The 22,163-nt window shown below is 39.0% G+C and carries 25 protein-coding genes; 14 read left to right on the top strand and 11 right to left on the bottom strand.

Features of this window, described 5'->3' with window-relative positions; translation table 11 throughout:
* Positions 1-524: 524 nt before the first annotated feature.
* Positions 525-1,148: a hypothetical protein gene (locus M3627_RS19540; protein ID WP_251557160.1), complete on the bottom strand. Its 624-nt coding sequence runs from the start codon at positions 1,146-1,148 to the stop codon at positions 525-527.
* 169 nt (positions 1,149-1,317) lie between these two features.
* On the opposite strand from M3627_RS19540, the gene M3627_RS19535 reads away from it, so the two are divergent.
* Both M3627_RS19535 and M3627_RS19530 read left to right on the top strand, forming a co-directional pair.
* Positions 1,318-2,277: an L-threonine 3-dehydrogenase gene (locus M3627_RS19535; RefSeq protein ID WP_251557159.1), complete on the top strand. Its 960-nt coding sequence runs from the start codon at positions 1,318-1,320 to the stop codon at positions 2,275-2,277.
* A gap of 223 nt (positions 2,278-2,500) precedes the next feature.
* Complete coding sequence (locus tag M3627_RS19530) at positions 2,501-3,802, top strand: NCS2 family permease (RefSeq protein WP_251557158.1); 1,302 nt, start codon at positions 2,501-2,503, stop codon at positions 3,800-3,802.
* 937 nt (positions 3,803-4,739) lie between these two features.
* Here the strand turns inward: M3627_RS19530 and M3627_RS19525 are convergent.
* The 5 genes from M3627_RS19525 to M3627_RS19505 form a co-directional block, all read right to left on the bottom strand.
* The gene (locus tag M3627_RS19525; RefSeq protein ID WP_251557157.1) at positions 4,740-6,080 is read right to left on the bottom strand and encodes a YjiH family protein; all 1,341 of its coding nucleotides are present in this window, start codon (positions 6,078-6,080) and stop codon (positions 4,740-4,742) included.
* A 102-nt stretch (positions 6,081-6,182) separates the two neighbouring features.
* Positions 6,183-6,869, bottom strand: coding sequence for a bacillithiol biosynthesis deacetylase BshB2 (gene bshB2 / locus M3627_RS19520; RefSeq protein ID WP_251557155.1), 687 nt, complete (start codon positions 6,867-6,869; stop codon positions 6,183-6,185).
* 12 nt (positions 6,870-6,881) lie between these two features.
* Positions 6,882-7,232, bottom strand: coding sequence for a YojF family protein (locus M3627_RS19515; protein ID WP_251557154.1), 351 nt, complete (start codon positions 7,230-7,232; stop codon positions 6,882-6,884).
* A gap of 148 nt (positions 7,233-7,380) precedes the next feature.
* A complete protein-coding gene (thiD, locus tag M3627_RS19510; protein ID WP_251557152.1) occupies positions 7,381-8,214 on the bottom strand; it encodes a bifunctional hydroxymethylpyrimidine kinase/phosphomethylpyrimidine kinase in 834 nt (277 codons plus the stop codon).
* Positions 8,215-8,279: 65 nt separating this feature from the next.
* Positions 8,280-8,537: a hypothetical protein gene (locus M3627_RS19505; protein ID WP_251557150.1), complete on the bottom strand. Its 258-nt coding sequence runs from the start codon at positions 8,535-8,537 to the stop codon at positions 8,280-8,282.
* A 106-nt stretch (positions 8,538-8,643) separates the two neighbouring features.
* Between M3627_RS19505 and M3627_RS19500 the strand changes: the two genes are divergently transcribed.
* The 5 genes from M3627_RS19500 to M3627_RS19475 all read left to right on the top strand — a co-directional run bounded on the left by M3627_RS19500 (position 8,644) and on the right by M3627_RS19475 (position 11,931).
* Positions 8,644-9,399: a DUF4230 domain-containing protein gene (locus M3627_RS19500; RefSeq protein ID WP_251557148.1), complete on the top strand. Its 756-nt coding sequence runs from the start codon at positions 8,644-8,646 to the stop codon at positions 9,397-9,399.
* A 4-nt stretch (positions 9,400-9,403) separates the two neighbouring features.
* A complete protein-coding gene (gene ung / locus M3627_RS19495; protein ID WP_251557146.1) occupies positions 9,404-10,057 on the top strand; it encodes a uracil-DNA glycosylase in 654 nt (217 codons plus the stop codon).
* A 212-nt stretch (positions 10,058-10,269) separates the two neighbouring features.
* The gene (locus M3627_RS19485) at positions 10,270-10,521 is read left to right on the top strand and encodes a DUF5327 family protein (protein ID WP_169361457.1); all 252 of its coding nucleotides are present in this window, start codon (positions 10,270-10,272) and stop codon (positions 10,519-10,521) included.
* 21 nt (positions 10,522-10,542) lie between these two features.
* Positions 10,543-10,923: a DUF423 domain-containing protein gene (locus M3627_RS19480; RefSeq protein WP_251557145.1), complete on the top strand. Its 381-nt coding sequence runs from the start codon at positions 10,543-10,545 to the stop codon at positions 10,921-10,923.
* A 198-nt stretch (positions 10,924-11,121) separates the two neighbouring features.
* The gene (locus tag M3627_RS19475) at positions 11,122-11,931 is read left to right on the top strand and encodes a hypothetical protein (RefSeq protein ID WP_251557144.1); all 810 of its coding nucleotides are present in this window, start codon (positions 11,122-11,124) and stop codon (positions 11,929-11,931) included.
* A gap of 265 nt (positions 11,932-12,196) precedes the next feature.
* Here M3627_RS19475 and gerQ read toward each other — a convergent pair whose 3' ends face one another.
* Together gerQ and M3627_RS19465 are read right to left on the bottom strand one after the other, a co-directional pair.
* Positions 12,197-12,559: a spore coat protein GerQ gene (gene gerQ / locus M3627_RS19470; RefSeq protein WP_251557143.1), complete on the bottom strand. Its 363-nt coding sequence runs from the start codon at positions 12,557-12,559 to the stop codon at positions 12,197-12,199.
* Positions 12,560-12,578: 19 nt separating this feature from the next.
* Positions 12,579-13,004: a cell wall hydrolase gene (locus M3627_RS19465; protein ID WP_251557142.1), complete on the bottom strand. Its 426-nt coding sequence runs from the start codon at positions 13,002-13,004 to the stop codon at positions 12,579-12,581.
* A gap of 506 nt (positions 13,005-13,510) precedes the next feature.
* Between M3627_RS19465 and M3627_RS19460 the strand changes: the two genes are divergently transcribed.
* Positions 13,511-14,734, top strand: a complete 1,224-nt coding sequence (locus M3627_RS19460; RefSeq protein WP_251557141.1) for an IS110 family RNA-guided transposase — start codon at positions 13,511-13,513, stop codon at positions 14,732-14,734.
* A gap of 298 nt (positions 14,735-15,032) precedes the next feature.
* Here M3627_RS19460 and hemQ read toward each other — a convergent pair whose 3' ends face one another.
* Positions 15,033-15,782, bottom strand: a complete 750-nt coding sequence (hemQ, locus tag M3627_RS19455) for a hydrogen peroxide-dependent heme synthase (RefSeq protein ID WP_169361397.1) — start codon at positions 15,780-15,782, stop codon at positions 15,033-15,035.
* A 151-nt stretch (positions 15,783-15,933) separates the two neighbouring features.
* Here hemQ and pta point away from each other — a divergent pair, with 151 nt between their 5' ends.
* Both pta and lipL read left to right on the top strand, forming a co-directional pair.
* Positions 15,934-16,878 (top strand): phosphate acetyltransferase, encoded by a 945-nt coding sequence (pta, locus tag M3627_RS19450; RefSeq protein ID WP_251557140.1) that lies wholly within the window; start codon positions 15,934-15,936, stop codon positions 16,876-16,878.
* 20 nt (positions 16,879-16,898) lie between these two features.
* A complete protein-coding gene (gene lipL, locus M3627_RS19445; RefSeq protein ID WP_251557161.1) occupies positions 16,899-17,729 on the top strand; it encodes an octanoyl-[GcvH]:protein N-octanoyltransferase in 831 nt (276 codons plus the stop codon).
* Positions 17,730-17,827: 98 nt separating this feature from the next.
* On the opposite strand, the gene M3627_RS19440 is transcribed toward lipL, so the two are convergent.
* Entirely contained in the window at positions 17,828-18,451 is a 624-nt protein-coding gene (locus tag M3627_RS19440) for an RsfA family transcriptional regulator (RefSeq protein WP_169361399.1), read from the bottom strand.
* A 156-nt stretch (positions 18,452-18,607) separates the two neighbouring features.
* Between M3627_RS19440 and M3627_RS19435 the strand changes: the two genes are divergently transcribed.
* From M3627_RS19435 to M3627_RS19425, 3 genes are all read left to right on the top strand, one after another.
* Positions 18,608-18,835, top strand: a complete 228-nt coding sequence (locus M3627_RS19435) for a YuzB family protein (RefSeq protein ID WP_144539789.1) — start codon at positions 18,608-18,610, stop codon at positions 18,833-18,835.
* A 135-nt stretch (positions 18,836-18,970) separates the two neighbouring features.
* Positions 18,971-20,266, top strand: a complete 1,296-nt coding sequence (locus tag M3627_RS19430) for an HD domain-containing protein (protein WP_251557139.1) — start codon at positions 18,971-18,973, stop codon at positions 20,264-20,266.
* Between the two features lie 13 nt (positions 20,267-20,279).
* On the top strand, positions 20,280-20,795 hold the full coding sequence (locus M3627_RS19425) for a YwgA family protein (RefSeq protein WP_169361401.1): 516 nt from the start codon (positions 20,280-20,282) through the stop codon (positions 20,793-20,795).
* Between the two features lie 18 nt (positions 20,796-20,813).
* Here M3627_RS19425 and M3627_RS19420 read toward each other — a convergent pair whose 3' ends face one another.
* Positions 20,814-20,999, bottom strand: coding sequence for a 2-hydroxymuconate tautomerase (locus tag M3627_RS19420; protein WP_169361402.1), 186 nt, complete (start codon positions 20,997-20,999; stop codon positions 20,814-20,816).
* Positions 21,000-21,066: 67 nt separating this feature from the next.
* On the opposite strand from M3627_RS19420, the gene M3627_RS19415 reads away from it, so the two are divergent.
* Positions 21,067-21,588, top strand: coding sequence for a YwhD family protein (locus M3627_RS19415; protein WP_169361403.1), 522 nt, complete (start codon positions 21,067-21,069; stop codon positions 21,586-21,588).
* The last annotated feature ends 575 nt before the right edge of the window (positions 21,589-22,163 follow it).

The following is a 22,163-nucleotide window of genomic DNA, read 5'->3' as shown; positions in this document are numbered from 1 at the left end:
GTTCAACTCATCTGGGGTTATTCGCCCATGGGATTCACGCACAAAAAATGTGAAGTGGGGTTTTTACACTTCTCAAGTAGGTTTGAAAACATTGTATACAATTTTACACAATACTATGGACTTGACTCCATAAAGAGTGGAAGCGCCCGTAAACTCCAAAAAGTGTCCCATAAATGAGCGGAAGGCGCTCATAATAGGTTAGAAGTGTCCCATAAAAAGTGGAGGAGCCCGTAAACCTAAAAAAGTGAACATAAATAAAAGCGAGGTGCACCTAAATGAGTGAGAATTGCTACATAAGATGGAGAAATTGTCACCTAAAGAGTGGAACCGCACCTAAAGTGAGAGAAGTGTCACCTAAATCAATGCGAGGGGCACCTAAATGAGTGTGAAGTGCAACATAAAACGGAGAAAGAGTCAACTAAACAGATGAAAACCCGCCAAGGCGGGCTTTTTTTATTGGAATCGGTCGGTTTTTATTCATAATCGGTCGGTTTCCCCGAATAATCGGTCAGTCAACAACTCACTCAATAACTTAATTGAAAAGAGTAATAGAGACTGTATTTTTGAACGCCTGTTGCTAGGTCGATGCATTTGTTGACTTCTTTTTCAAAGAGATTGGTGTTGCCTTGTTCTTTAGCTATGACAGCTGCAATGGCGTGCTGCATCCATTCTTTTGGCAGTTGATTTTTTAAAGTAGTGGCCTCATCAAAGTTTCCTTTAAGTGCTTCTGCGTATGCTATGTAATAAGTGCGAAGTGGTTCTTTGCTTATTTGTTTAGCTAGCTGCTCAAATTTGGAGACGTTGCTTTCAAAAAGTGCCAGCATGGTTTTATATACTTCCTGCATGTATGGTTGTTTATGTCTTTTCAAAATTTCCTCTATGGAGCGAACAATTTGTTCTTGATCACCAGTTTTTAAAGCTAGCGGGTAAGCAAACATAGGTTTTCGTTTATTCTTTTCCAAGTATCGCTCAATTTTATCCATATCATTGGATTTATAAACGGTATACATTTGTGGGGCGACTAACAAAAGTAAATAAATTACTACAACTGATACATAAATGAACCAGAATGGTAACTCTAGAAACATCATTGCTGTTGCTAATATTACTCCTAATACAAAGATGAGTGCGTACTTTATTATTTTCATAAATACCTCCTAATCTAAATATTATACCAAAAATCGAAATTGTATATGGTTGTATTTCACGAATGAACACGATATAATTAATTCCTGATAAACATAGTCATATCAAGGTATTTTATTAATATAATGTACTTCCCAAAAATACAATTGTTTTTGAAAGGGAGAAATAAAGATGAAAAAAATAATGGTTACCGGAGCATTAGGACAAATTGGCTCGGAGCTAGTGACGAAATTACGAAAAGAATATGGTTCAAATAATATTTTGGCAACTGATATCAGACATATAGTATCACCAGTAACGGAAAGTGGCCCGTTTGATATTTTAGATGTAACAGATGGTGAAAAAATGCATCAGCTGGCGAAGGAATTCCAAGCAGATACAATGGTTCATATGGCTGCGTTACTTTCTGCTACAGCAGAAGCGAAGCCACTTTTAGCCTGGAATTTAAATATGGGTGGTCTAGTAAATGCTTTGGAAGCTTCACGTGAGCTAGGAATGCAATTCTTTACACCGAGTTCGATAGGCGCTTTTGGGCCATCCACTCCTAAGAAAGACACGCCTCAGGATACATTGCAGCGTCCAACTACAATGTATGGAGTTAACAAAGTGTCTGGAGAATTGTTATGTGATTACTACTTCCATAAGTTTGGATTGGATACTAGAGGAGTACGTTTCCCAGGTTTGATCTCCAACGAGACATTACCAGGCGGGGGAACAACTGACTATGCAGTAGACATTTACTATAAAGCATTAGAGGATAGAGCTTACACTTCTTATATCGCAGAAGGAACATTTATGGATATGATGTATATGCCGGATGCACTTCAAGCAATTGTCGATTTAATGGAGGCAGATCCATCTAAGTTAATCCATCGTAATGCATTTAATGTAACGGCAATGAGCTTTGAGCCAGAACAAATTGCAGCTTCTATCAGAAAGGAAATACCAAACTTCCAGATGAGCTATGATGTGGATCCAGTTCGCCAAGCAATTGCTAATAGCTGGCCAGATAATATTGATGCGACAGCCGCTAAAGAAGAATGGGGCTTTTCGTATAAATACGATTTAGACGCTATGACAAAAGATATGCTACAAACATTAAAAATTAAAAAAACTGCAGGCTCCTTATAAAAGGGCCTGTTTTTTTTAAAAGTTTTTTTCTTCAAGACAGTTCTATTTATTAATAAAACATGCCTTTAAATGCAATACTAATTAGAATATATTTCATTTCAAACCTTTCACAAAGAATTTAGAGAATAATAAATTTGGTCAAAAGGGTTGAAATTTATCTGAAAAACGAATAATATGATTAATGTTGTTAAAATCGTTCGTGTTTAAGGAAGAAGGTAATAAGATGTTTCGTTTGAAGGAACACGGTACCAATGTGAAGACTGAGCTTATTGCAGGAATGACCACATTCCTTACTATGGTATATATTGTAGTGGTAAATCCAATTATTTTATCGGATGCAGGTGTACCACTAGACCAAGTATTTATGGCAACTATTATTTCTGCTGTTATCGGTACATTATGGATGGCAATTTGCGCCAACTATCCAATAGCTATAGCTCCCGGTATGGGATTAAACGCATATTTCACTTATGCAGTTGTATTAGCATCAGATGGTAAAATTGATTATATAACAGCATTTGCAGCTGTTTTTGTAGCAGGTATAATTTTTATTATTTTATCTTTAACACCTTTACGTGAAAAGTTAATTACCGCGATTCCCTCTAATTTGAAGTATGCCATTACCGCAGGAATCGGTTTATTTATTGCTTTTTTAGGCTTACGTATGTCAAAGGTAGTTGTTGCTAGTGATAGCAACTTGGTGATGTTAGGGGAATTAACTTCTCCAGGTGTTTTGCTGACGTTATTTGGTTTAATATTCACAGTCATTTTGATGGTGCGTAATATAAATGGTGCATTATTTATCGGTATGGTCGTTACTGGTATTGTAGCTGCGCTTACCAATCAATTACAGATTGAAAAAGTGGTAGCTCTTCCTCACTTACCAGAAGGTATTTTAATTTGGAATCCAATAGAGGCAATTGGACAGGTTATTTCTTACGGTTTATATGGAGTAGTATTTTCCTTTATTTTAGTTACGCTGTTCGATACAACAGGTACGATGGTTGGTGTCGCAAAGCAGGCTGGCTTGATGAAAGATGATAAGCTTCCACGCGCACGACAAGCGCTATTAGCGGATTCAGTAGCTACTACTGTTGGATCAATGTTCGGAACTAGTCCAACAACAGCATTTGTTGAGTCTTCCTCTGGTGTAGCTGTTGGTGGTCGTACTGGTTTAACTAGCTTAACTGTAGCTGTACTTTTCATCGTTGCATCATTCTTCGGACCTTTAGTGGGTGCGCTGTCCAGTGTTGCAGCTATTACCTCGCCAACCTTAATTATCGTTGGCGCCTTGATGATTGGATCTGTAAAAGAGATTGAGTGGAGTAAATTTGACGAAGCATTCCCAGCATTTTTAATTATCTTGATTATGCCCCTTACTTCAAGCATTTCAACAGGTATTGCTTTTGGGTTTATCGTTTATCCACTGTTGAAAGTAATTAAAGGGGAAGCGAAAAAAGTTAATATCATGCTTTATATTTTCGCTGTCCTATTTGCATTTCAATTAATTTTTTTGCCACACTAATAAATATAAATAAAGGTTGAGATAAAAATCTCCTCCAAATAAAAAGATTCAAAAAATCTACGAACTGGTAAAGTTTTCTGTGCTTCTATTCAAATTCCTGTAGTTGTTTTCCGTTACAGCGGACGCTTTCCGGGGGCACGGCTTCAATCTCCTCGTCGCTTTGCTCCTGTGGGGCTTTCAGCTCGCGCTGTTCCCCCAGGAGTCGCCGCCTCCTCTCCAAACAAATAGAATGGAAACAAGAAATTACCTAACTTAAAAAAGAAGAAAAACATGAAATCAATCGATTTCATGTTTTTTTTAATTTATTGCTATGTAATTTCTACATGGCAATATAGGAATTCAACAAAAACTGTTGGTTTATTAAATAAAAAGCTTTGTTGAAGTTATTTGTGGATTTTGACTAACAATTCTTTTTTATAGTGATTGTCAGCATTATTAAAAGGACATTCAAATTACTATTAAAATCATAAATAGATGATGAAAATGGGATTGGGTACAGTTTTTCGGCTTTATTTATGCGAGTAAATTTATAAGCAATTTATCGATGCATCAAAGATGTTCCTATTTATTGATTGTAGCGACAGACGGCGACTCCAGCGGGATGAGTGAGACAGATAAGACATCACAACCACGCGCGATAGCGATGGGTGATGGCTTATCGCTCGCCCCGCGGAAAGCGTCCGGCTGGTGCGGAAATCAATTCTACTCTATGGTTTAAAGATTTCTTTGCTTTATAAATCAACCCTACCCTTTAACATAGCCAATAAAAAAGCCTACCTTGAAGATCCTCGAGTAGATGAGGAGTTAGTTAGGCGTTCCATTAAAATAAGAGCTATTTTCTTTAGTATTGCTTTTATCATAATAACTCTGGTGACCTTTGTTATTTGATTTCTAACACTATAGAAAAAACGCTTGGGGTTTTCCAAGCGTTTTTCTTTTAAAATAGTATATGTGCAACTGCTGCTATAATTGGGAATGCAATCAGCGTACGTAATAAGAAAATAACGATTAAGTCTTTGAAGTTAACCGGTATTTTAGAGCCGAGTAATAATCCACCGACCTCAGACATGTAGATCAACTGAGTAACTGACATAGTTGCTATAAAGAATCTTGTAAGCTCAGAGTCAATTGATGCACCTAAAATAGTAGGCAGGAACATATCGGCAAAGCCGACTACCATTGTTTGTGCAGCCTCAGCAGCTTCAGGTATACCGAATAATAGAAGCAATGGCTCAAATGGTTTACCTAAGATGGTGAAGAAAGGAGTATACTCTGCAAGCATTAATGCAATAGTTCCAAATGCTAATACTACTGGAGCAACACCAATATACATATCGATAACATTCTTAATTCCATCTGAGAAGAACTTTGTAATAGACCGGTTTTTATTAGCGGTGTTTAATGCGTTTTCTAAACCGTGTGTAACTGCATTATAATTCTCAGGGAATTTCTCTGCATCCAAGTCTAATGGGCGTCCATCAATATGCACATCTTCTTTGCCAGCTAAAGGATAAATACGAGGCATGATAAATGCCAGGACAACACCACATAGCAGAACAGTTAAGTAATAGGGAGCAAAGTATTTCTCTAAACCGACTTGTTCCAATACGACGATACAGAAGGTAATAGATACAACGGAAAAAGTAGAACCAATAATAGCTGCTTCTTTTTTCGTGTAATAGCCTTCCTCATATTGTCTACTAGTCAGCAAGACCCCAATTGTTCCATCTCCAACCCAGGATGTAAGTGCGTCGATTGCTGATCGTCCTGGAAGCTTAAACAGTGGGCGCATAATTTTAACCATCATCGTGCCAAGGAACTCCAGTAACCCAAAATTTAATAGAAGGGGAAGGAGTAGTCCAGCGAATAGGAAAATCGTAAATAGGAAGGAAACCAGCCCATCAGGAGCTAACAAAAGTCCTCCCGTATCCTCACTCCAAATAGCCTCTGGACCAATTTGGAAAATGATTAAGACAGAAAAAATTGCACCGACAACTCTTGTGATTGTCCAAAATATAGAAACTTTAAAGAGATTGTTGATAAACGAATCGTTTTTTGGAATAAATAAAAATATTAAAGAACCAATAGCCGCAATGAATAAGGTGATTAGAGCGATCCAATGAACACTTGGTTCAAGTACACCAGATAATAGGCTTGCAAACCATGCGATAGGAATCTTTATTTCTCCTCCAATTGGTAACGGGGTCATGAAAAGGATGACACCAGCTATAGAAGGGAGAAGAAAGAGAAGCCAAGTAAATAAGCTGAATTTTTTCAAGTGAAGGCCAACTTTCTTTTTGAATAATTATGCATGAAATAGATGATTTACACATGATAATTCATTAGAGAAGCTAAGTCTATAGCTATGAGCAATGTTCTATTATTCGAAATCTTTATTAAAATCGTATGTGTAGAAGCGTTCAAAGTGTAACCAGTTTTCTGCTTCTAGTTCTCCGTCCGCTAGACGTTTTTCCATTTCTTCTAGCATCCAAGCCGTTTGAGAAATGTGGGCACGCATGGAACCCATTTTTTCTTCACTCGATTCAGAAATGTTATGGATGATGTCTGGTTCTCCTAATACCTCTTTCGAATCATTCGAAAAAGCTAGTGCATAAACTTTTGGACGTTGATCCTTTGGCATTCTGCGTACAGCACGAATCATCGCTCTACCGGTAGCATCATGGTCAGGATGCACAGCGTAATTAGGATAGAAGGTAATAACTAAAGAAGGGTTCGTATCAGCGATTAAATCCTCCATCATTTGGACCATTTTTTCATCATCTTCAAATTCTACTGTTTTGTCACGAAGACCCATCATTCTTAAATCGGTAACACCCATTGCTTTTGCAGAGGCTAGCAGCTCTTGCTTTCTAACTTGTGGTAGTGTCTCGCGAGTTGCAAAAGGAGGGTTTCCAAGATTGCGACCCATTTCCCCTAAGGTCAAGCATGCGTATGTAACAGGGATTCCTTGTTTTACATAAGTAGCTATTGTTCCAGAAACTCCAAACGCCTCGTCATCTGGGTGAGGGAATACGACCAACACGGATCGTTCCATTGGTAAAGTCATTTTTCTTCCTCCTTAATATGTAAACGGTGTTTTGCTAATTTCAAGTGCGACTGCAAGCTTTCCACTTTGATCGTGACCAGCCATTAATAATCTACCATGCTCATCTAATTCATAATGTGTAATACCTTGAGCATATACCCATCCATGGGGGAGCTTTAAACCTACTCGATGAGGAGCTTCTCCAGCGACCTTACCAAGCTCGTAGCGAATCACTACATTCCGAATAAATGCACCTGCATTAAACACATTTTCGTTGAAATGAGTGGCATAAGCACCATTTGTTGTTTCTAAATGAATGTATACATCTTCATTTGCAAAGCTATTTAATAGCTCTTGTAATTGTTCCTTATTCACTATTTCCATACTTTCATTGCCTCCTAGCATACTGTCTGTTAATAGTATAATGAAAAATAGTTCTGCAAGCGAATGATTGAGCCACCGTTCTGATGGCAATTTACCATACAAGTAAAAACTCGCAAAGCCCTGTTAGACTTTGCGAGTAAGGGGTTTATTAGACTGTAGTTGTTGTCACTTCTGGAGCACCGAATTTTCCTTTAGCGCCATGAAGTACAGGTCCTACGTATTGGTTTAACTTCCAGCCATGAGCGATTGCAGAGGAAACAAATTCTTTAGCTTCTAATACAGATTCTGCAACAGAAAGTCCATTTGCTAGGTTTGCTGTAATTGCAGCAGCAAATGTACAGCCGGCACCATGGTTATAAGTCGTTTCCGTTTTTTCTGTTTCTAATAATGTGTGAGTTTGTCCATCATAGAAAAGGTCAACTGCTTTATCGTGAGCCAATTGTTTACCGCCCTTGATCACTACATTTTTTGCCCCAAGCTCATGAATTTTTTCGGCAGCTGCCTTCATGTCTTCGATTGATTTAAGAATTCCTAGTCCTGAAAGCTGACCAGCTTCAAATAGATTTGGAGTAACAACAAGTGCACGTGGCAATAAATGAGTAATCATGGAGTCTACAGTACCTGGGTTCAAGACCTCATCTTCACCCTTACAAACCATGACAGGATCGATTACGATACTAGTCACACCGGACTCTTCAATAATTTTACCTGCTGCTTCGATTATATCCTCTGTACTTAGCATACCAGTTTTAATAGCATCTACATTAGTGGATAGAGCCGTTTTCGCTTGACGTTTAATTTCATCTACAGGAAGGGAAAACACATGGTGACTCCAATTATTTTCCGGGTCCATTGTAGCGATGACAGTGAGAACATTCATACCATAGGTTCCATGCTCTTGGAATGTTTTTAAATCTGCTTGTATACCAGCACCGCCAGAAGTATCAGAACCTGCAATTGTTAACGTTTTTTTAATAGACATGTAAAAGTTCTCCTTTTGCGTGAAAGTTATTTCATTAATTGTATCAGATAGATATGAAAATTCAATTACGGCAGCTTTGGAGCAGTCCAAAGCTTGAGCACTATAAAAGCAAATGTGATTGAAACGAAAAGAGTTATCGTCCCGCCAATATAAATTTTATTTATATAAAGTGAGATAGTTAAGTAGATAAGGATTCCTATAAAAAATATAGTTCCTAGTAAAAAGCAACCGAAACCCATACTCGTTGCCTTTGGTGGAACATCGTTTTTTACAGCTGCATTCTCCAGTTTTTTTAGTTTTTCACGAAATTCAAAATTTGCCATATGCATTTCCCCTTTTTACCATCGTATCATTGGGCGGAATAGTTGTTAATAGGGAAACTTTTCGATACTGTAAACGTAGTAGTTTAATAGAAGGAGAGGGATGAGGATGAAACAAGATGACAAGATTCGAGAAATGGAAAAGCTATTAAAAGAATTGAAAGCTCAAAATGAGGAAAGTGCTGCTACCATCGTAGAAGATTCTCCTAGGCGAGGAGGGTTAAACCTCTGGAGGATGCCATTATTTTTATCTAGATTTAAATTTAAAACAATCTTGCTCATCTCAGTCTTAGCATTCTTACTAATTGCAGCATTGCCATTTGCAGCATTCTGGGCGATCCAAGGTAGTACCTTTACGGAATCCAAGGGTTCCTTTGTTGAAAGAGTACAAGGTCTTAATGAGTTATCAACTGCGCAAGCATATACGAAAGTAATTATAGAACGACAAGATAATGCAGTATTTGGAAAAGAGATTGGACTAGACTTACCAGGAACCAAAAGGCAGCTTTTAGTCGTAGTTCCAGGATCCGTGAAGGCGGGGGTTAATTTTTCAGAGGTAACCGAATCAGATATTAAGGTTAATGAAGAAAACAAGACTGCTGTTTTAACATTGCCTAAACCAGAATTTTTAGGAGGACCTGAAATATTGTTTGACCAAGTAGAGGTATTTTCGTATGAAGGATTATTTCGTGAAAAGGCAGACATAGAAGAAGCCTATGAACTAGCTGCAACTGCCAAAGAAATGATGATTGAAGAATCTACCGGACAAGGTATTCTGGAGCTTGCAGAAGAAAATGCTGTAAAATCCGTACAGGAAATGTTCCAGCTCATTGAATATGACGTGCAAGTGGAGTTTAAGGAGTGATTAAATGCCAAATTGGAAAGAATTATTAGGTGCAGAATGGGATAAGCCTTACTTTAAGGAGTTACAGTCCTTTCTAGATCAGGAATATGCTGAGCACACGATCTATCCACCACGAGAAGAGGTGGGAAGTGCGTTTCGATTAACGCCATATGATGCTGTAAAGGTGGTTATACTTGGGCAAGATCCCTATCATGGCCCAGGACAGGCCCATGGTTTAAGCTTTTCAGTAAAGCCAGGAGTTAAAATTCCACCAAGCTTGCGTAACATGTTCAAGGAGCTAGAAGAGGATTTAGGATGTCCAATTCCTTCACACGGTTATCTAGAAAAATGGGCGAAGCAGGGTGTCTTGTTGTTAAATACGGTTTTAACTGTCAGAGCAGGTGAGGCAAACTCGCATAAAGGCATGGGCTGGGAGCGCTTCACAGATACAGTTATACAGAAGCTATCTGAACGTGAAAAGCCAATTATTTTTGTTTTATGGGGTAAGCCTGCACAAGCTAAGTTAAAGCTGATCGACACGACCAAACACTACATTATCCAATCAACTCACCCAAGTCCTCTAAGTGCTCACCGAGGATTCTTGGGAAGCAGACCCTACTCTCAAATAAATGAACAGTTAGTGTCCATGAATGAAAAGCCAATCGATTTTTGCCTCTAATTATGCTAGGATAACGATAGAAAGTAGGGAGAAAAATTGGCTGTAAATTGTTTTAAGTGTCGACATTTTTTTACCACCTGGGATGCGAATCATCCACGTGGCTGTAGGGCTTACCAATTTAAAACAAGGGAGCTTCCTTCTGCGTTAGTCAAAAGATCCTCAGGCGTGGAGTGCTTAAAATTTGAACCAAAGCAACTGGAGGGGCATAACAAGTGATTTCGAACAGACAGATTTTAATGCAAATAGAAAAACAGCTTCAAGAGGCAAAGACTGCATCGGGGGAACAATCCATCCGGGAAAGTTTAGCGGCTATAAAGGCTTTATGTGACGTAGCTCTAACTGTGCCACTAACAGAAAGTCCAACAGTACTTCAAACGCCATCCGTGAAGACAGCAACCTTAACTGCGCCTTCTGCACCCTTGAAGGAAGACGACGCAAACGGAGAGTCATTATTTGATTTTTAATAAAAGAAAGTAGGGAACAGCTTGAAATTTTTTATCATCGCAGGTGCTATTAATGGCTTCTTATCCGTAGCCCTTGGAGCATTCGGAGCACATTTATTAGAAGGTCGAGTTGCTGACAAGTATTTAGCGACATGGGAAACAGCAGTTCAATATCAAATGTTTCATGCGCTTGCTTTAGTTGCCATTGGTATTTTAATGAGCAGTAAACTGTTAGGGCCAGTGTCACAGTTAAACGTAGCAGGCTACTTAATCCTAGCGGGTATCGTTATTTTCTCTGGAAGTCTTTACGTACTAAGCTTAACGGGAATTAGTATTTTAGGAGCAATCACACCAATCGGTGGAGTGGCATTCCTAATCGGCTGGGTAATGCTAATCGTATCAGCCGTAAAATATGCAAATTAATCATTTTAAAAGCGAGCTCTGGATTTTAACTGGAGTGCGCTTTTTTTTTATTCATGAGGTGGTATGGTCAGTTAAATGTTAAACTCAAACTAACAAGGTAAATTCAATAAAATGGGAAATATAAGGGGGATTATAATGGGGACTTGGGGTACCGCAATATCATCAAATGATAAATATGCAGATATATATGAGGACATAATGGACGAATTTAATAAGGGGGTACCTATTGAAACTGTAATATATAAAGTTATCGAAACGTATGAAAATGAGTTTAAAGAAGACGAGGATTCTTTGCACAATCTATATTTTGCAGCAGGGTTTGCAGCTTGGGAATGCGGCATGCAAAATGATAAACTTTATAAAAAGATTAAGGAAATCATAGAAAGCGGTAGCGATATAAAATGTTGGAGAGAACTTGGAGCTTCCAACCAAGACATAAAAAAGCGAGAAAAAGCACTTTTATCATTTCTAACCAAATTATCTACTCCCAAAGAGAAACCTAAAAAACCTAAACAGGTAAGATTTAAACCTGCTCTTTTTGAAAAAGGAGATGTACTATCTATCTTATTAGATGACGGGAGCTACTCTGGAGCAGTAGTTTTAGAAAATCTTAAGGGTAGCGATCAGTTCGGAACAAATTTTATTGTAAAAGCGTTTATGAATAACAACGAAAAACTCACTATCTCAGAAATACTTGATGCAAAAGTATATGGCTATGCTTGGTACATGGGTGTAAACCATAAAAAGTATATGAAGCAAATTGAAAAAATCGGAAATATTCAAATAGAATTTGAATACAACTCTTCTGGTATTGGCACTACTTACTCTGGATGGGGTTCGTTCGTGGCGGCCAATAATGATAGTCGATATAACATACAAGAAAATAAAGATATTAAAAATGTTAACGCTTTTTTAAATATGACACCTAGTGAAATAGCTAAAAGGCAAAAAGAAAGTCTTAAACGTACGATAAGTAATCATAAAAAGAATGAGAATGATAGGAACTAGCTATTTAGGAGCATCGTATTACTTGAACTCTTAGCCATTTAGTAAAAAACATGTCAAATTAAAATAGACTTGGGACATAACTAGTCTATAATTTAAAAACGTGAAATTGGAAAAAAATCCATTCAGGTTTTACTTTGTTCAGTCTAATGATACATTGTGGAAAAAATCTGCATTAATATGTTTGAAGAGGAAGCAGAGTTTCTGGGAACAGTGCTAGCGTAACAGGAAAAAGGCTTACTCCTTAAAGAATAAGCCTTGCCTATGGTTAATAGTAATTTATTTCTTCATCGAACGTCGCATAATCAAAGTAAATCATTAACATTAAGTATCGTTTCCCATTTTGATCACTAATAATCACATGATCGCGTCCAGCAGCCTCTACATATCCGTTCAGGACTACATTGTTTCGTGTTGCATTGTTTTCAAAAGTAAAATAAAAAGTTCCTAATTTTCCTTTGTTGGCTCTTAAAATGTTCTCCACATAGGATTCTTCTGCTGACCGTCCACCGGCAGGTATTTGGATCCCAGGAGTATATTGCTGTTGGGGCGGTTGTTGCCCCGGAACCTGTTGCCCTTGCGAGTACTGTTGGTTTGGATAGCCACCTGGATACCAATAATACTGAACCATTTATACATCCTCTCTTTTTTTAAATCTCTGGACATTCTTCTTCGGTAGGCGAAAAGAAACAGTGTGCTTTAAAGCGTCCGGTATTCCATTGACCATACCATTGTGCAGGACATGGAGTACTCTCGCCTGGATCAAAAAACCATAATGATCTGGTAGCAGGATGAAAACGCTCACCGTTAACTACACGTTGTGCTAGTTTTAGATCACTATCTCTTGCACGCTGGTAAAAGTAGGGCTTAGTAGTTGCCTCAAAGCCACCGGGACGTTGAAAAACCATTTGCTCGAGGTTTCGTATATCTGTAAAATCTAAACAAGCTGTACGAACTCGATTTACACCTACATTACCAACCATTAGCATTCCTAGTTCGCCTTCGCCCTCTGCTTCTGCTCGCATTAGCCTTGCTAGTAGATCGATGTCTTTCGAAGTCGCACGAACTACCGCCAATGCATCACCTCCTACATTAAACTATGTTAAGAAATGACCTATCATGACAAATTTTGCATATAAAAAAGACTACCCAAAGGCAGTCTCAGATTGTAGACAAAAGGTGTAGAAACAATTTCGATTTCTTCCCCTTTTCCGGGTAATCCAGGTTAAGTCTGTGATATGGACTGAGTAGCCCACGGTTTGCCTCTCCGTCATTTAATAAGAAACATTATTGAGATTGGAGCGCAGAGTGGCGACTCTAGCGGCTGAAGCCGTGCCCGCGGAAACATACTAACATTAGTAGTACAAACCAAAGGCCATGGTTTGTGCTACTATTTTTTTATAGTAGAAGTGAGGAAAAGCCGTGCGGACGCTGGGATCTATGAATCCGTATCGGAAACCGGCTAACTTCACAACCCTATTAGAATCAGTTTAGTATGTTGGATCCTTAGAGACCGTGTAAGAAATGGGAATCGTTAGGGCGATGTGAAGACTTCTATGGCTAAATCAAAGGAGGAAAATAAATGACACACGTGGTTGCGCTTGATGTCAGTAAGGGAAAAAGCATGATGGTGGTCTACAACCAAAGCAAACAGTGTAAGTTTGAAGGGGAAATTCTGCACAACCGTTCTTCTTTTGAGGAATTAGATGGGATTCTCCGTGATCTAACCGTTCAAGGTGCCCAGGCACCGCAAATTGTTTTCGAGGCAACCGGGTCGTACTCGAAGGCGCTTGAAAGATTTCTACAAGATCGTTCGTACGCCTATTGCTGTATCAATCCCTTGGAGGCCAAAACCCAGATGGCTAAGATGCGTAGACAAAAGACGGACAAAGGGGATGCTCATGAATTGGCAAAATCCCACTTCAAGGAGGAACGGAGAGAGACGCATCATTCTGCGGATGATTATTATGACCAGATGCGTGCCCTCACTCGTTACTATGAAGAGGTGAGTGCGGAAAAAGAGCATGTGTTCAACCGGATGCATGCTATTTTACAACTTAGTTTTTCAGAACTAGAAAGCTTTTGTTCGACTAGCTCCGTTCTTTTCCTGAATATTTTACAAGCATATCCACACCCCGATGAGGTACTGGATTGTTCTAAGACGGTTCTGCGCAATCGCCTAAAGAAAAGTACAGGAAAAAATATCTCGGTCAGACAAGCAGAGGAAAAGAGTCTGGTCTTGATAGAGTTGGCAAAGAACTCCTATCCGGCAATCAGCCGTAAGGATGTGCGATGCGAGCAGTTACGGGATTACGCCAAGCGAATTATGGAACTAAAGGCGAAGAAAGCGCGGTTGGTCAAACAGATGGAAGAGCTTTCGAAAGACCGAAAAGAATATCAAATCCTGCTTTCTATCCCGGGAGTCGGGAAAGTAACAGCTGGTAGGATCATCGGCGAACTGGGTGATATCAGCCGCTTTCACAACCATAAGCAATTAAACGCCTACGTCGGGATAGACATGATGAGATATCAATCAGGGACCATATACAAGAAAGACAAGATCAATAAGCGGGGAAACAAAAACCTGCGAAGGATCTTATTCTATATGATCCAGACGATGCTTTCGTGGAGGAAAAAGAAAAGGAACCACCTGGTAGATTACTATGACAAATTAAAAACGCAACCCCAGAGAAAGCCTCATAAGGTTGCGAGTATCGCGTGTGTGAATAAGTTTTTGAAGATGCTATTCCACCTCATCCAACACGACTTAATGTACGATTACGAAAAGGCTACGACCAATTTGTAACCGTTAGGTTGACTATACCACATTTGGCCTAGTGAAAAAAAGCGATTTAGCTAGGTCTATTTAGTATGCGAAAATTTTGTTTGGTTTGGGAGGGGTACCCCTCCCAAACCAAACAAAATACCTAAACCCAAGTAATAAAGATAAAAATACTTGACTGAGGGTAAGAAAGCGTCCGCTCGAAGCGGCATTAACAAGCTTTATCTCCATCTTAAGAAAAAGACTGTAGGCAAACACCAAAATTCATGGGGTTTGTGCTACAGTCTGAGACTACCAAAAGGCAGCCTTATATATATTCATATTAAAGATTGAAAAATGTAGAGCGTTTTTCGCCTTCTAAAATTGTACCAACGAAGAACGAACCGAACTCGCCATAGCGAGCGCTTACTTCATCAAAGCGCATTTCATATACTAATTTTTTAAATTGAAGTACATCATCTGAGAATAAAGTTACTCCCCATTCAAAATCGTCAAAGCCGACTGATCCTGAGATAATCTGTTTCACTTTTCCTGCATAGCTGCGACCGATCATTCCATGGCTACGCATTAACTCTTTGCGTTGCTCCATAGGAAGCATATACCAGTTATCGTTACCATCACGACGCTTGTCCATTGGGTAGAAGCAAACGTATTGAGAGCGTTGAAGCTGTGGATATAGACGTGAGCGCACATGTGGATTTTGATATGGATCTTCATTTGACTCACCAGACAGGTAGTTAGATAATTCTACTACTGATACGTATGAATATGCAGGAATCGTAAAGTCAGCGATTGTTAACTTGTTGAATCTCGCTTCTAGCTCTTGCAATTCATCCATAGTTGGACGTAACGTCATTAACATAAAGTCTGCTTTTTGGCCCACAATAGTATAGAAAGCGTGAGCTCCAGTTTTTGCATCGTCTGCTTGTTGTAATTCATCTAAAAAGGCAACGAACTCATCTGTTGCTTGTTTACGAAGTTCAGGATCTACTTGTTTCCATGATGCCCAATCCATTTGGCGGAAATCATGTAAAACGTACCAACCATCTAATGTAATAGCTGCTTCATTCATTGTATAAGACACTCCCTTTAATAAATATTTCGCATATTTAGTTTACCATACCAGCTTTTAGAATTCCCCTTTTAGCCCCACTTTTACATGACAATCTGTGACAAACTCGTGTATGCTTAATGTACAAATATATCCTGATGGGGGCGTTATTATGGCTGATTTATTTACAGAAATAAAAGGCAAGCTGCAAAGTAAAAATGTAACCATTATATTACCAGAGGGAAACGATCCAAGAATAATTGAGGCAGCATTAAAATTGCAGGAAGAGGGAGTAATTCAGCCTATTGTCATAGGAAATGAGAGAGATATTCCAAGTGGCTTACAGGTGTTGAACCCCGCAACCTACGAACATATGGACGAACTAGTAAATGCTTTTGTGGAAAGACGCAACGGTAAAGTGACTATAGAAGAGGCAAGAGAAATCTTAAAGGATGTTAACTATTTTGGCACAATGCTTGTTTATACAAAAAAAGCGGACGGGCTAGTAAGTGGAGCAGCACATACAACGGCAGAAACTGTGCGACCGGCCTTACAAATTATCAAAACAAAGCCTGGAATTACTAAGACTAGTGGGGCATTTCTAATGGTAAAGAATGATACACGCTATATTTTTGCCGACTGTGCCATTACAATTGCTCCGACAAGTGATGACTTAGCAGAAATTGCAGTGGAGGGAGCTAAGACAGCTGCTGCATTTGGTATAGAGCCAAAGGTGGCAATGCTATCTTTTTCTACTAAAGGTTCCGCAAAATCGGAGGAGACGGACAAAGTCGTCCAAGCAACAAGGCTTGCAAGAGAACGCGCACCTCAGCTAGTGATAGAAGGAGAGCTTCAATTCGATGCAAGTATTGTTCCGTCCATTGCGGATAAAAAAGCACCAGGTGCCACAGTGAGAGGAGATGCAAATGTTTTTGTTTTTCCTTCGTTGGAGTCAGGCAATATAGGATATAAAATAGCAGAGCGTCTTGGAGGATTTGAAGCAATTGGGCCGATACTGCAGGGATTGAATGCCCCAGTAAATGACTTATCACGAGGCTGCAATGCAGAGGATGTATACAAGCTTGCTTATATTACAGCAGCTCAAGCACTAGATTAAGGAGAATAGGGATGTCAGAAATAGATGTTTTATTGGAGCAACAAACATGGCGTTTTTGGGATCAGTCACTTAGCGGAAAAAGCCGCTCTGCATTGGAATCCTTTGCAGCTGACGATTTACTTTGTCATGTAGTCGGTCAGGGGCAGTCCCCAGCAACCGTAAGAACGTGGGTACATGATCAAACAGTAGTAATGGGGATTCAGGATCATAGATTACCTTTTGTAGAAGAGGCTCAAGATTTCTTACGTACGCGAGGCTACAATCCTATCGTTCGAAATTCAGGAGGACTTGCGGTTGTATTAGATGAGGGTGTCCTAAATATATCAATCGTGTTGTCTGAAAAGGAAAATTCCATAGACATACCTACTGGCTACGAGGTTATGTTGGCTTTTGTCCAGCAACTTTTCCCAGAGGCTCAGGGGAAAATAGAAGCTTATGAAATAGTAGGCTCATATTGTCCCGGATCCTATGATTTAAGTATTGGAGGCAAAAAATTTGCTGGGATCTCTCAACGAAGATTGAGACAAGGCATAGCTGTCCAGGTGTACCTTTGCGTTGAAGGAAGCGGAAGCGAAAGAGCCCGCCTTATTCAAGGATTTTATGAAGTAGGGGTTCAGGGAGAGGATACTAAGTTTAGTTACCCTAGTATAAAACCTGAGGTCATGGCTTCACTTAATGAGCTGCTGCAAGCGACCTTTACAGTGCAGGATGTAGTCATTCGAATTCAACAACTACTGCATCAGAGGTCCGAGCAAGTGGTCTCTCAATCACTTATGCAGGAAGAAGCGGAACTTTATCGATTCTACTTAGAAAGAGTACTAAAACGAAATCAAAAAATGCTAGAAGGATAACCAACCCATACGCATAAAAAAGTTTTATTGCGCACATTGAGTATGTCTATCTAACTGCAACGAAATGCTGATATAATCAGAAAAAAACCACCAATCCATTAAACGGTTGGTGGTTCTTTTGTTACTAGGTTTCCGTTTTTCTCCATTTGAAATACTGGCACTGCTGGCATTTCTTCGTCGTTTAATGTTACTAGTCGACGGGCACGGTTCATGATTTGTACGAATTGCTCGTAATCTTGTTTAATAGCAGCATTTTCTTTTTCGAGTTTGGCAAGCTCGCTTTCTAACTTACGAATCTTTTCATTTGAGATCGTTGCCATATGACGATATCTAGAAATATCTGAATCACTATGCTGCAGTCGTACTAGATAAGCAATGATTATATCTATCGATAATGCAGAAACCGGAATAGATTGAGTGCGTTCTCCCTCTTCCTGAGGTTTCGCTAGGTAGATTCCATTTCCTCTACGTCTGTAATCTTTTCCTAAAATACGAAGCTTTTCTTTGCGTTCTTTCTTTGCTTCTTTTAGCTCTGTTTCATATTGATGGCGAACTACTGCATTCCATCTAAATCCACAAGCAGCTGCAGTACGGTTTAACTCGTCACCAGCTTCCTCAAAAGCGTTTAACTGGGTGCTACCTTCGCGAACGTGTCTTAACACCAATTCAGCTAACAATTCATCGTTTTCTCTCATCCATGCGTCTTGTCTGATTTTTACCATGTTTGTCCTCCTACCATGTTCATAGTTTCGTTGTTCTATTAACATCATGGACAACATATCGCTCTTTTATTCACGTAATTTACACTTGATAGCAATATAAACTTTAAGATACAATGACGTGTAGACAATATCTATTTATAGAAAGGGTTGTGTACTATGGCAAACCATTTTCGAGTTTGCGATGAGTGTCAGGCCGTTAATTTAAAAACATTAATTCCAAAGCTAAAAGCAATCGATCCAGAGGCAGAGGTTGAGATTAAAGAATGTCAGTCCTACTGCGGTCCAGGGCGTAAAAAGACGTTTGCTTTTATAAATAATCGTCCAGTGGCAGCTTTAACTGAGGACGAATTAATGGAGAAAGTACGCGCCAAGCTGGAATCATAATAATAGACATTCCTTGCAAGAAGGTTATCCTATATGTAACGAACTATTGCCGCCTTTCCATAAGCGGCTTTTTTCTTTATACTTTATAGTTAATAGGAAGTGAGCTACATTTTTAAGAGACATGGAGGGTGAGATATGAGCTATGCTACGCAAAAGCTAGCAGAAGAAAAAGTATTTAAGGATCCAGTCCATCGTTATATACATGTTCGAGATCAAGTGATTTGGGACGTGATTGGGGCAAAAGAATTTCAACGGCTTCGTCGCATTAAACAGCTGGGTACTACTTATCTAGTCTTTCATGGGGCAGAACATAGCAGATTTAATCACTCGTTAGGTGTATATGAAATCGTCCGTCGAATCGTAGATGATAGTTTTGAAGGAAGACCAGAATGGGACCCTTCTGAAAGACTGGTAGTATTATGTGCAGCATTGCTACACGATTTGGGACATGGACCATTTTCTCACGCCTTTGAAAATGTATTTGGATTGGATCATGAGGAATTTACAAAGCAAATCTTACTTGGAGATACAGAGGTTAATGAGGTACTTAAAAGAGTCAGTCCTGATTTTCCTCAAAAAGTTGCCGATGTAATAGGGAAAACTTATCCTAACAAGCAAGTGGTAAGTCTTATTTCAAGCCAAATAGATGCAGACCGTATGGATTATTTACAAAGAGATGCTTATTTTACTGGGGTAAGCTATGGTCATTTTGATATGGAACGCATTTTACGAGTGATGAGACCGCTCGATGACCAGGTAGTTATTAAATCTACTGGGATGCATGCGGTAGAGGATTATATTATGAGCCGCTACCAAATGTATTGGCAAGTATACTTCCACCCAGTTTCACGAAGTGCAGAAGTCATTCTTACGAAAATTTTGCATAGAGCAAAAGCTTTGAGTGAAAACGGATATGCCTTCGAGCAGCAGCCTACTCATTTTGTTCGGTTTTTTGACAAGACCTTTACTCTAAATGATTATTTGGCATTAGATGAAGGGGTATTGTTAACGTATTTTCAGCTGTGGATGAATGAAAAGGATGCCATTTTGTCTGATTTATGTAATCGTTTTGTTAACCGTAAGCTATTTCAATATATTGAATTTGACTTGGCAAAAGACTATGTGAAAATGAAGGAATTAGAGCAGCTTTTTAAGCGAGTTGGAATTGATCCAGAATATTATTTGGTGTTTGATTCGTCATCAGACTTGCCTTACGATTTTTATAGACCAGGAGAAGAGGGAGAGCGTATCCCAATACACCTGCAAATGCCAAATGGGGAAATACGTGAACTTTCTCGCCAATCGGAAGTGGTAGAAGCTATTTCAGGTAAGCGACGAACAGATCATAAATTATACTTTCCAGAGGACTTTTTGACTGCAGACGGCAAGAAGAAGGCTTTGAAGAAACAAATACTTGATTTACTAAAATAGAGGTGGGTTTGTATTGTTAGAGGAACATGCAAAAATTGTACAATTTATCGGAGCAGCAGACGGGATCACGGGAAGAAAAAAATTACAAAAAATGGTCTATATCGCAAAGAAACTACAATTTCCATATAAAGAGAAATATGATTTCCATATATATGGCCCATACTCTGAAGAGCTAACCTTACGTATAGAGGAACTTTGTAATATGGGATTTTTGCAAGAGGAGCGTCAGGATAAAGGCTCTTACGTCCAATATAAATATCAAATGACCGATGCAGGGGAACACTTTACTCAAATGGCTCAGATCGCAGAACCTAGTGCCGCATTAAATTCCTGCATTAAACAAATGAAGGAGAAAAGCTCACGGTTTTTAGAGCTAGTATCTACATTGCTTTATTTTGAGAACTTTCCAAAGGAAGAACAAATTGAAAAGGTACGTGTTGTAAAAGGAAAGTTGAATTACAGTGATGAGGAAATCGAGGAAGCTTTTTCGTTTGTGATGAACTTGATGAATGAAAAAGCTATTCACTAGGAATAGCTTTGGTTTACTTTATTTATCGCTAAGAAGTGTTCCAGCTACCGCATAGTGGTTTTTAGGCATTTCTTCGATAAATACGACAACATTCTCAACTGGAGCTTTAGTCGTTTCTGCAACTACTGCAGTAACCTTTTCCACTAGCTCTCTTTTTTGTTCATCTGAACGGCCTTCTAACATTTTTACTGTTACATATGGCATTTTGTTACCTCCTTTGTAGAAATAATCAGTATACTTAACATCATAACAGAAGAAAAGGAGCATACGCATGACAAATGAAGAAAAACCGAAACAAAAAGTAGGATTTACCATTATTAAAAACGATCCAACTGATGGTCACAAGGGATATGGGATCGGTTCTCTTTCACTTGAGAACGTTTCTCCAGTCATTATCGATATAGAAGAAGGCACTGCCAAAGTTGAAATTGGGGCAATGCATGCAAGAAGCGATACGGAAAGAGGTATTAAATTTACTACCAATCGGGAAGATTCTGCTGGAGGGAAGCCATATTGGTTAGTTTGGGTAACAATCGATTACAAACAGGATGGTCCTTATTACGCCGGCGTAGCTGCCTGTGAGATGGTAGTAAATCGAGAGAAGCGACGTGGTTATAAGATTTTAGCTGACCATGTCAATCGAATGGATAAGTCTATGAAGCGTCAAATTTTAGTTGATTTTATGGACGATCGTTCAAAAGAAATCTTGAAGGAATTTTTACAATCTCACAATCCTCAAATGTGGGAACAAAGCGAACAAAAGCTGCATCAAGATTTAGAAATATCATATTAAAATAACTTTTGAGTGAATTAATTACAACATAGTCCGATTAGACGGTTGAATTAATTGAAAAAAGAAAGTACAATTTACTTAAAGCTTACTTCACAGTAATGCTAGGACACTTAGTTAAATGAGTATGAGATGGGCTGGAAGATTTGTGAAACCCAATCCAAATCATTCCAACTTTAAACAGAAAATTATACTAAGAAAAGGCTTTTCGTCTCTTTAGGGAGATGAAAGGCCTTTTAAATTTTAGGCTATGTTAAAATGTAGAGATTGTTAATAATGCAGAATCAATTTCATAATTACTGCTATTCTTATGGAAAACACGAAAAATTTAAAGATCTCAAAATAAAATCTAGTTGTTTTCCGTTATGGCGGACGCTTTCCGGGGGCACGGCTTCAATCTCCTCGTCGCTTTGCTGAGGGCACTGAAAAAGTGCCTTTAAAACGTTTAGATGTAGAGTATGAATGCAGGTTCTGTTCATCTTCTACTATTTTCTGAATCCATGTCTTTCCGTTCCGAGCGGATGCTTTCCAGGGGGCGGCCCGGCAAGCCTTCTCCCTCGCTGCGCTCAGTCCGGGTG

The sequence above is a fragment of the Psychrobacillus sp. MER TA 171 genome (genome assembly GCF_023713305.1).
Lineage (GTDB): Bacteria > Bacillota > Bacilli > Bacillales_A > Planococcaceae > Psychrobacillus.
This window is presented reverse-complemented; position numbering and strand designations above follow the sequence as displayed.

What these genes read in the sequence shown, in the direction of transcription:
- M3627_RS19420 (WP_169361402.1), bottom strand. Translation starts at nt 20,999, where the DNA reads ATGCCATATGTAACAGTAAAAATGTTAGAAGGCCGTTCAGATGAACAA.
- M3627_RS19475 (WP_251557144.1), top strand. Translation starts at nt 11,122, where the DNA reads ATGGACGAATTTAATAAGGGGGTACCTATTGAAACTGTAATATATAAA.
- M3627_RS19535 (WP_251557159.1), top strand. Translation starts at nt 1,318, where the DNA reads ATGAAAAAAATAATGGTTACCGGAGCATTAGGACAAATTGGCTCGGAG.
- M3627_RS19440 (WP_169361399.1), bottom strand. Translation starts at nt 18,451, where the DNA reads ATGGTAAAAATCAGACAAGACGCATGGATGAGAGAAAACGATGAATTG.
- M3627_RS19500 (WP_251557148.1), top strand. Translation starts at nt 8,644, where the DNA reads ATGAAACAAGATGACAAGATTCGAGAAATGGAAAAGCTATTAAAAGAA.
- hemQ (WP_169361397.1), bottom strand. Translation starts at nt 15,782, where the DNA reads ATGAATGAAGCAGCTATTACATTAGATGGTTGGTACGTTTTACATGAT.
- M3627_RS19460 (WP_251557141.1), top strand. Translation starts at nt 13,511, where the DNA reads ATGACACACGTGGTTGCGCTTGATGTCAGTAAGGGAAAAAGCATGATG.
- M3627_RS19430 (WP_251557139.1), top strand. Translation starts at nt 18,971, where the DNA reads ATGAGCTATGCTACGCAAAAGCTAGCAGAAGAAAAAGTATTTAAGGAT.
- pta (WP_251557140.1), top strand. Translation starts at nt 15,934, where the DNA reads ATGGCTGATTTATTTACAGAAATAAAAGGCAAGCTGCAAAGTAAAAAT.
- thiD (WP_251557152.1), bottom strand. Translation starts at nt 8,214, where the DNA reads ATGTCTATTAAAAAAACGTTAACAATTGCAGGTTCTGATACTTCTGGC.
- gerQ (WP_251557143.1), bottom strand. Translation starts at nt 12,559, where the DNA reads ATGGTTCAGTATTATTGGTATCCAGGTGGCTATCCAAACCAACAGTAC.
- bshB2 (WP_251557155.1), bottom strand. Translation starts at nt 6,869, where the DNA reads ATGACTTTACCAATGGAACGATCCGTGTTGGTCGTATTCCCTCACCCA.
- M3627_RS19505 (WP_251557150.1), bottom strand. Translation starts at nt 8,537, where the DNA reads ATGGCAAATTTTGAATTTCGTGAAAAACTAAAAAAACTGGAGAATGCA.
- M3627_RS19415 (WP_169361403.1), top strand. Translation starts at nt 21,067, where the DNA reads ATGACAAATGAAGAAAAACCGAAACAAAAAGTAGGATTTACCATTATT.
- M3627_RS19530 (WP_251557158.1), top strand. Translation starts at nt 2,501, where the DNA reads ATGTTTCGTTTGAAGGAACACGGTACCAATGTGAAGACTGAGCTTATT.
- M3627_RS19515 (WP_251557154.1), bottom strand. Translation starts at nt 7,232, where the DNA reads ATGGAAATAGTGAATAAGGAACAATTACAAGAGCTATTAAATAGCTTT.
- M3627_RS19435 (WP_144539789.1), top strand. Translation starts at nt 18,608, where the DNA reads ATGGCAAACCATTTTCGAGTTTGCGATGAGTGTCAGGCCGTTAATTTA.
- ung (WP_251557146.1), top strand. Translation starts at nt 9,404, where the DNA reads ATGCCAAATTGGAAAGAATTATTAGGTGCAGAATGGGATAAGCCTTAC.
- M3627_RS19540 (WP_251557160.1), bottom strand. Translation starts at nt 1,148, where the DNA reads ATGAAAATAATAAAGTACGCACTCATCTTTGTATTAGGAGTAATATTA.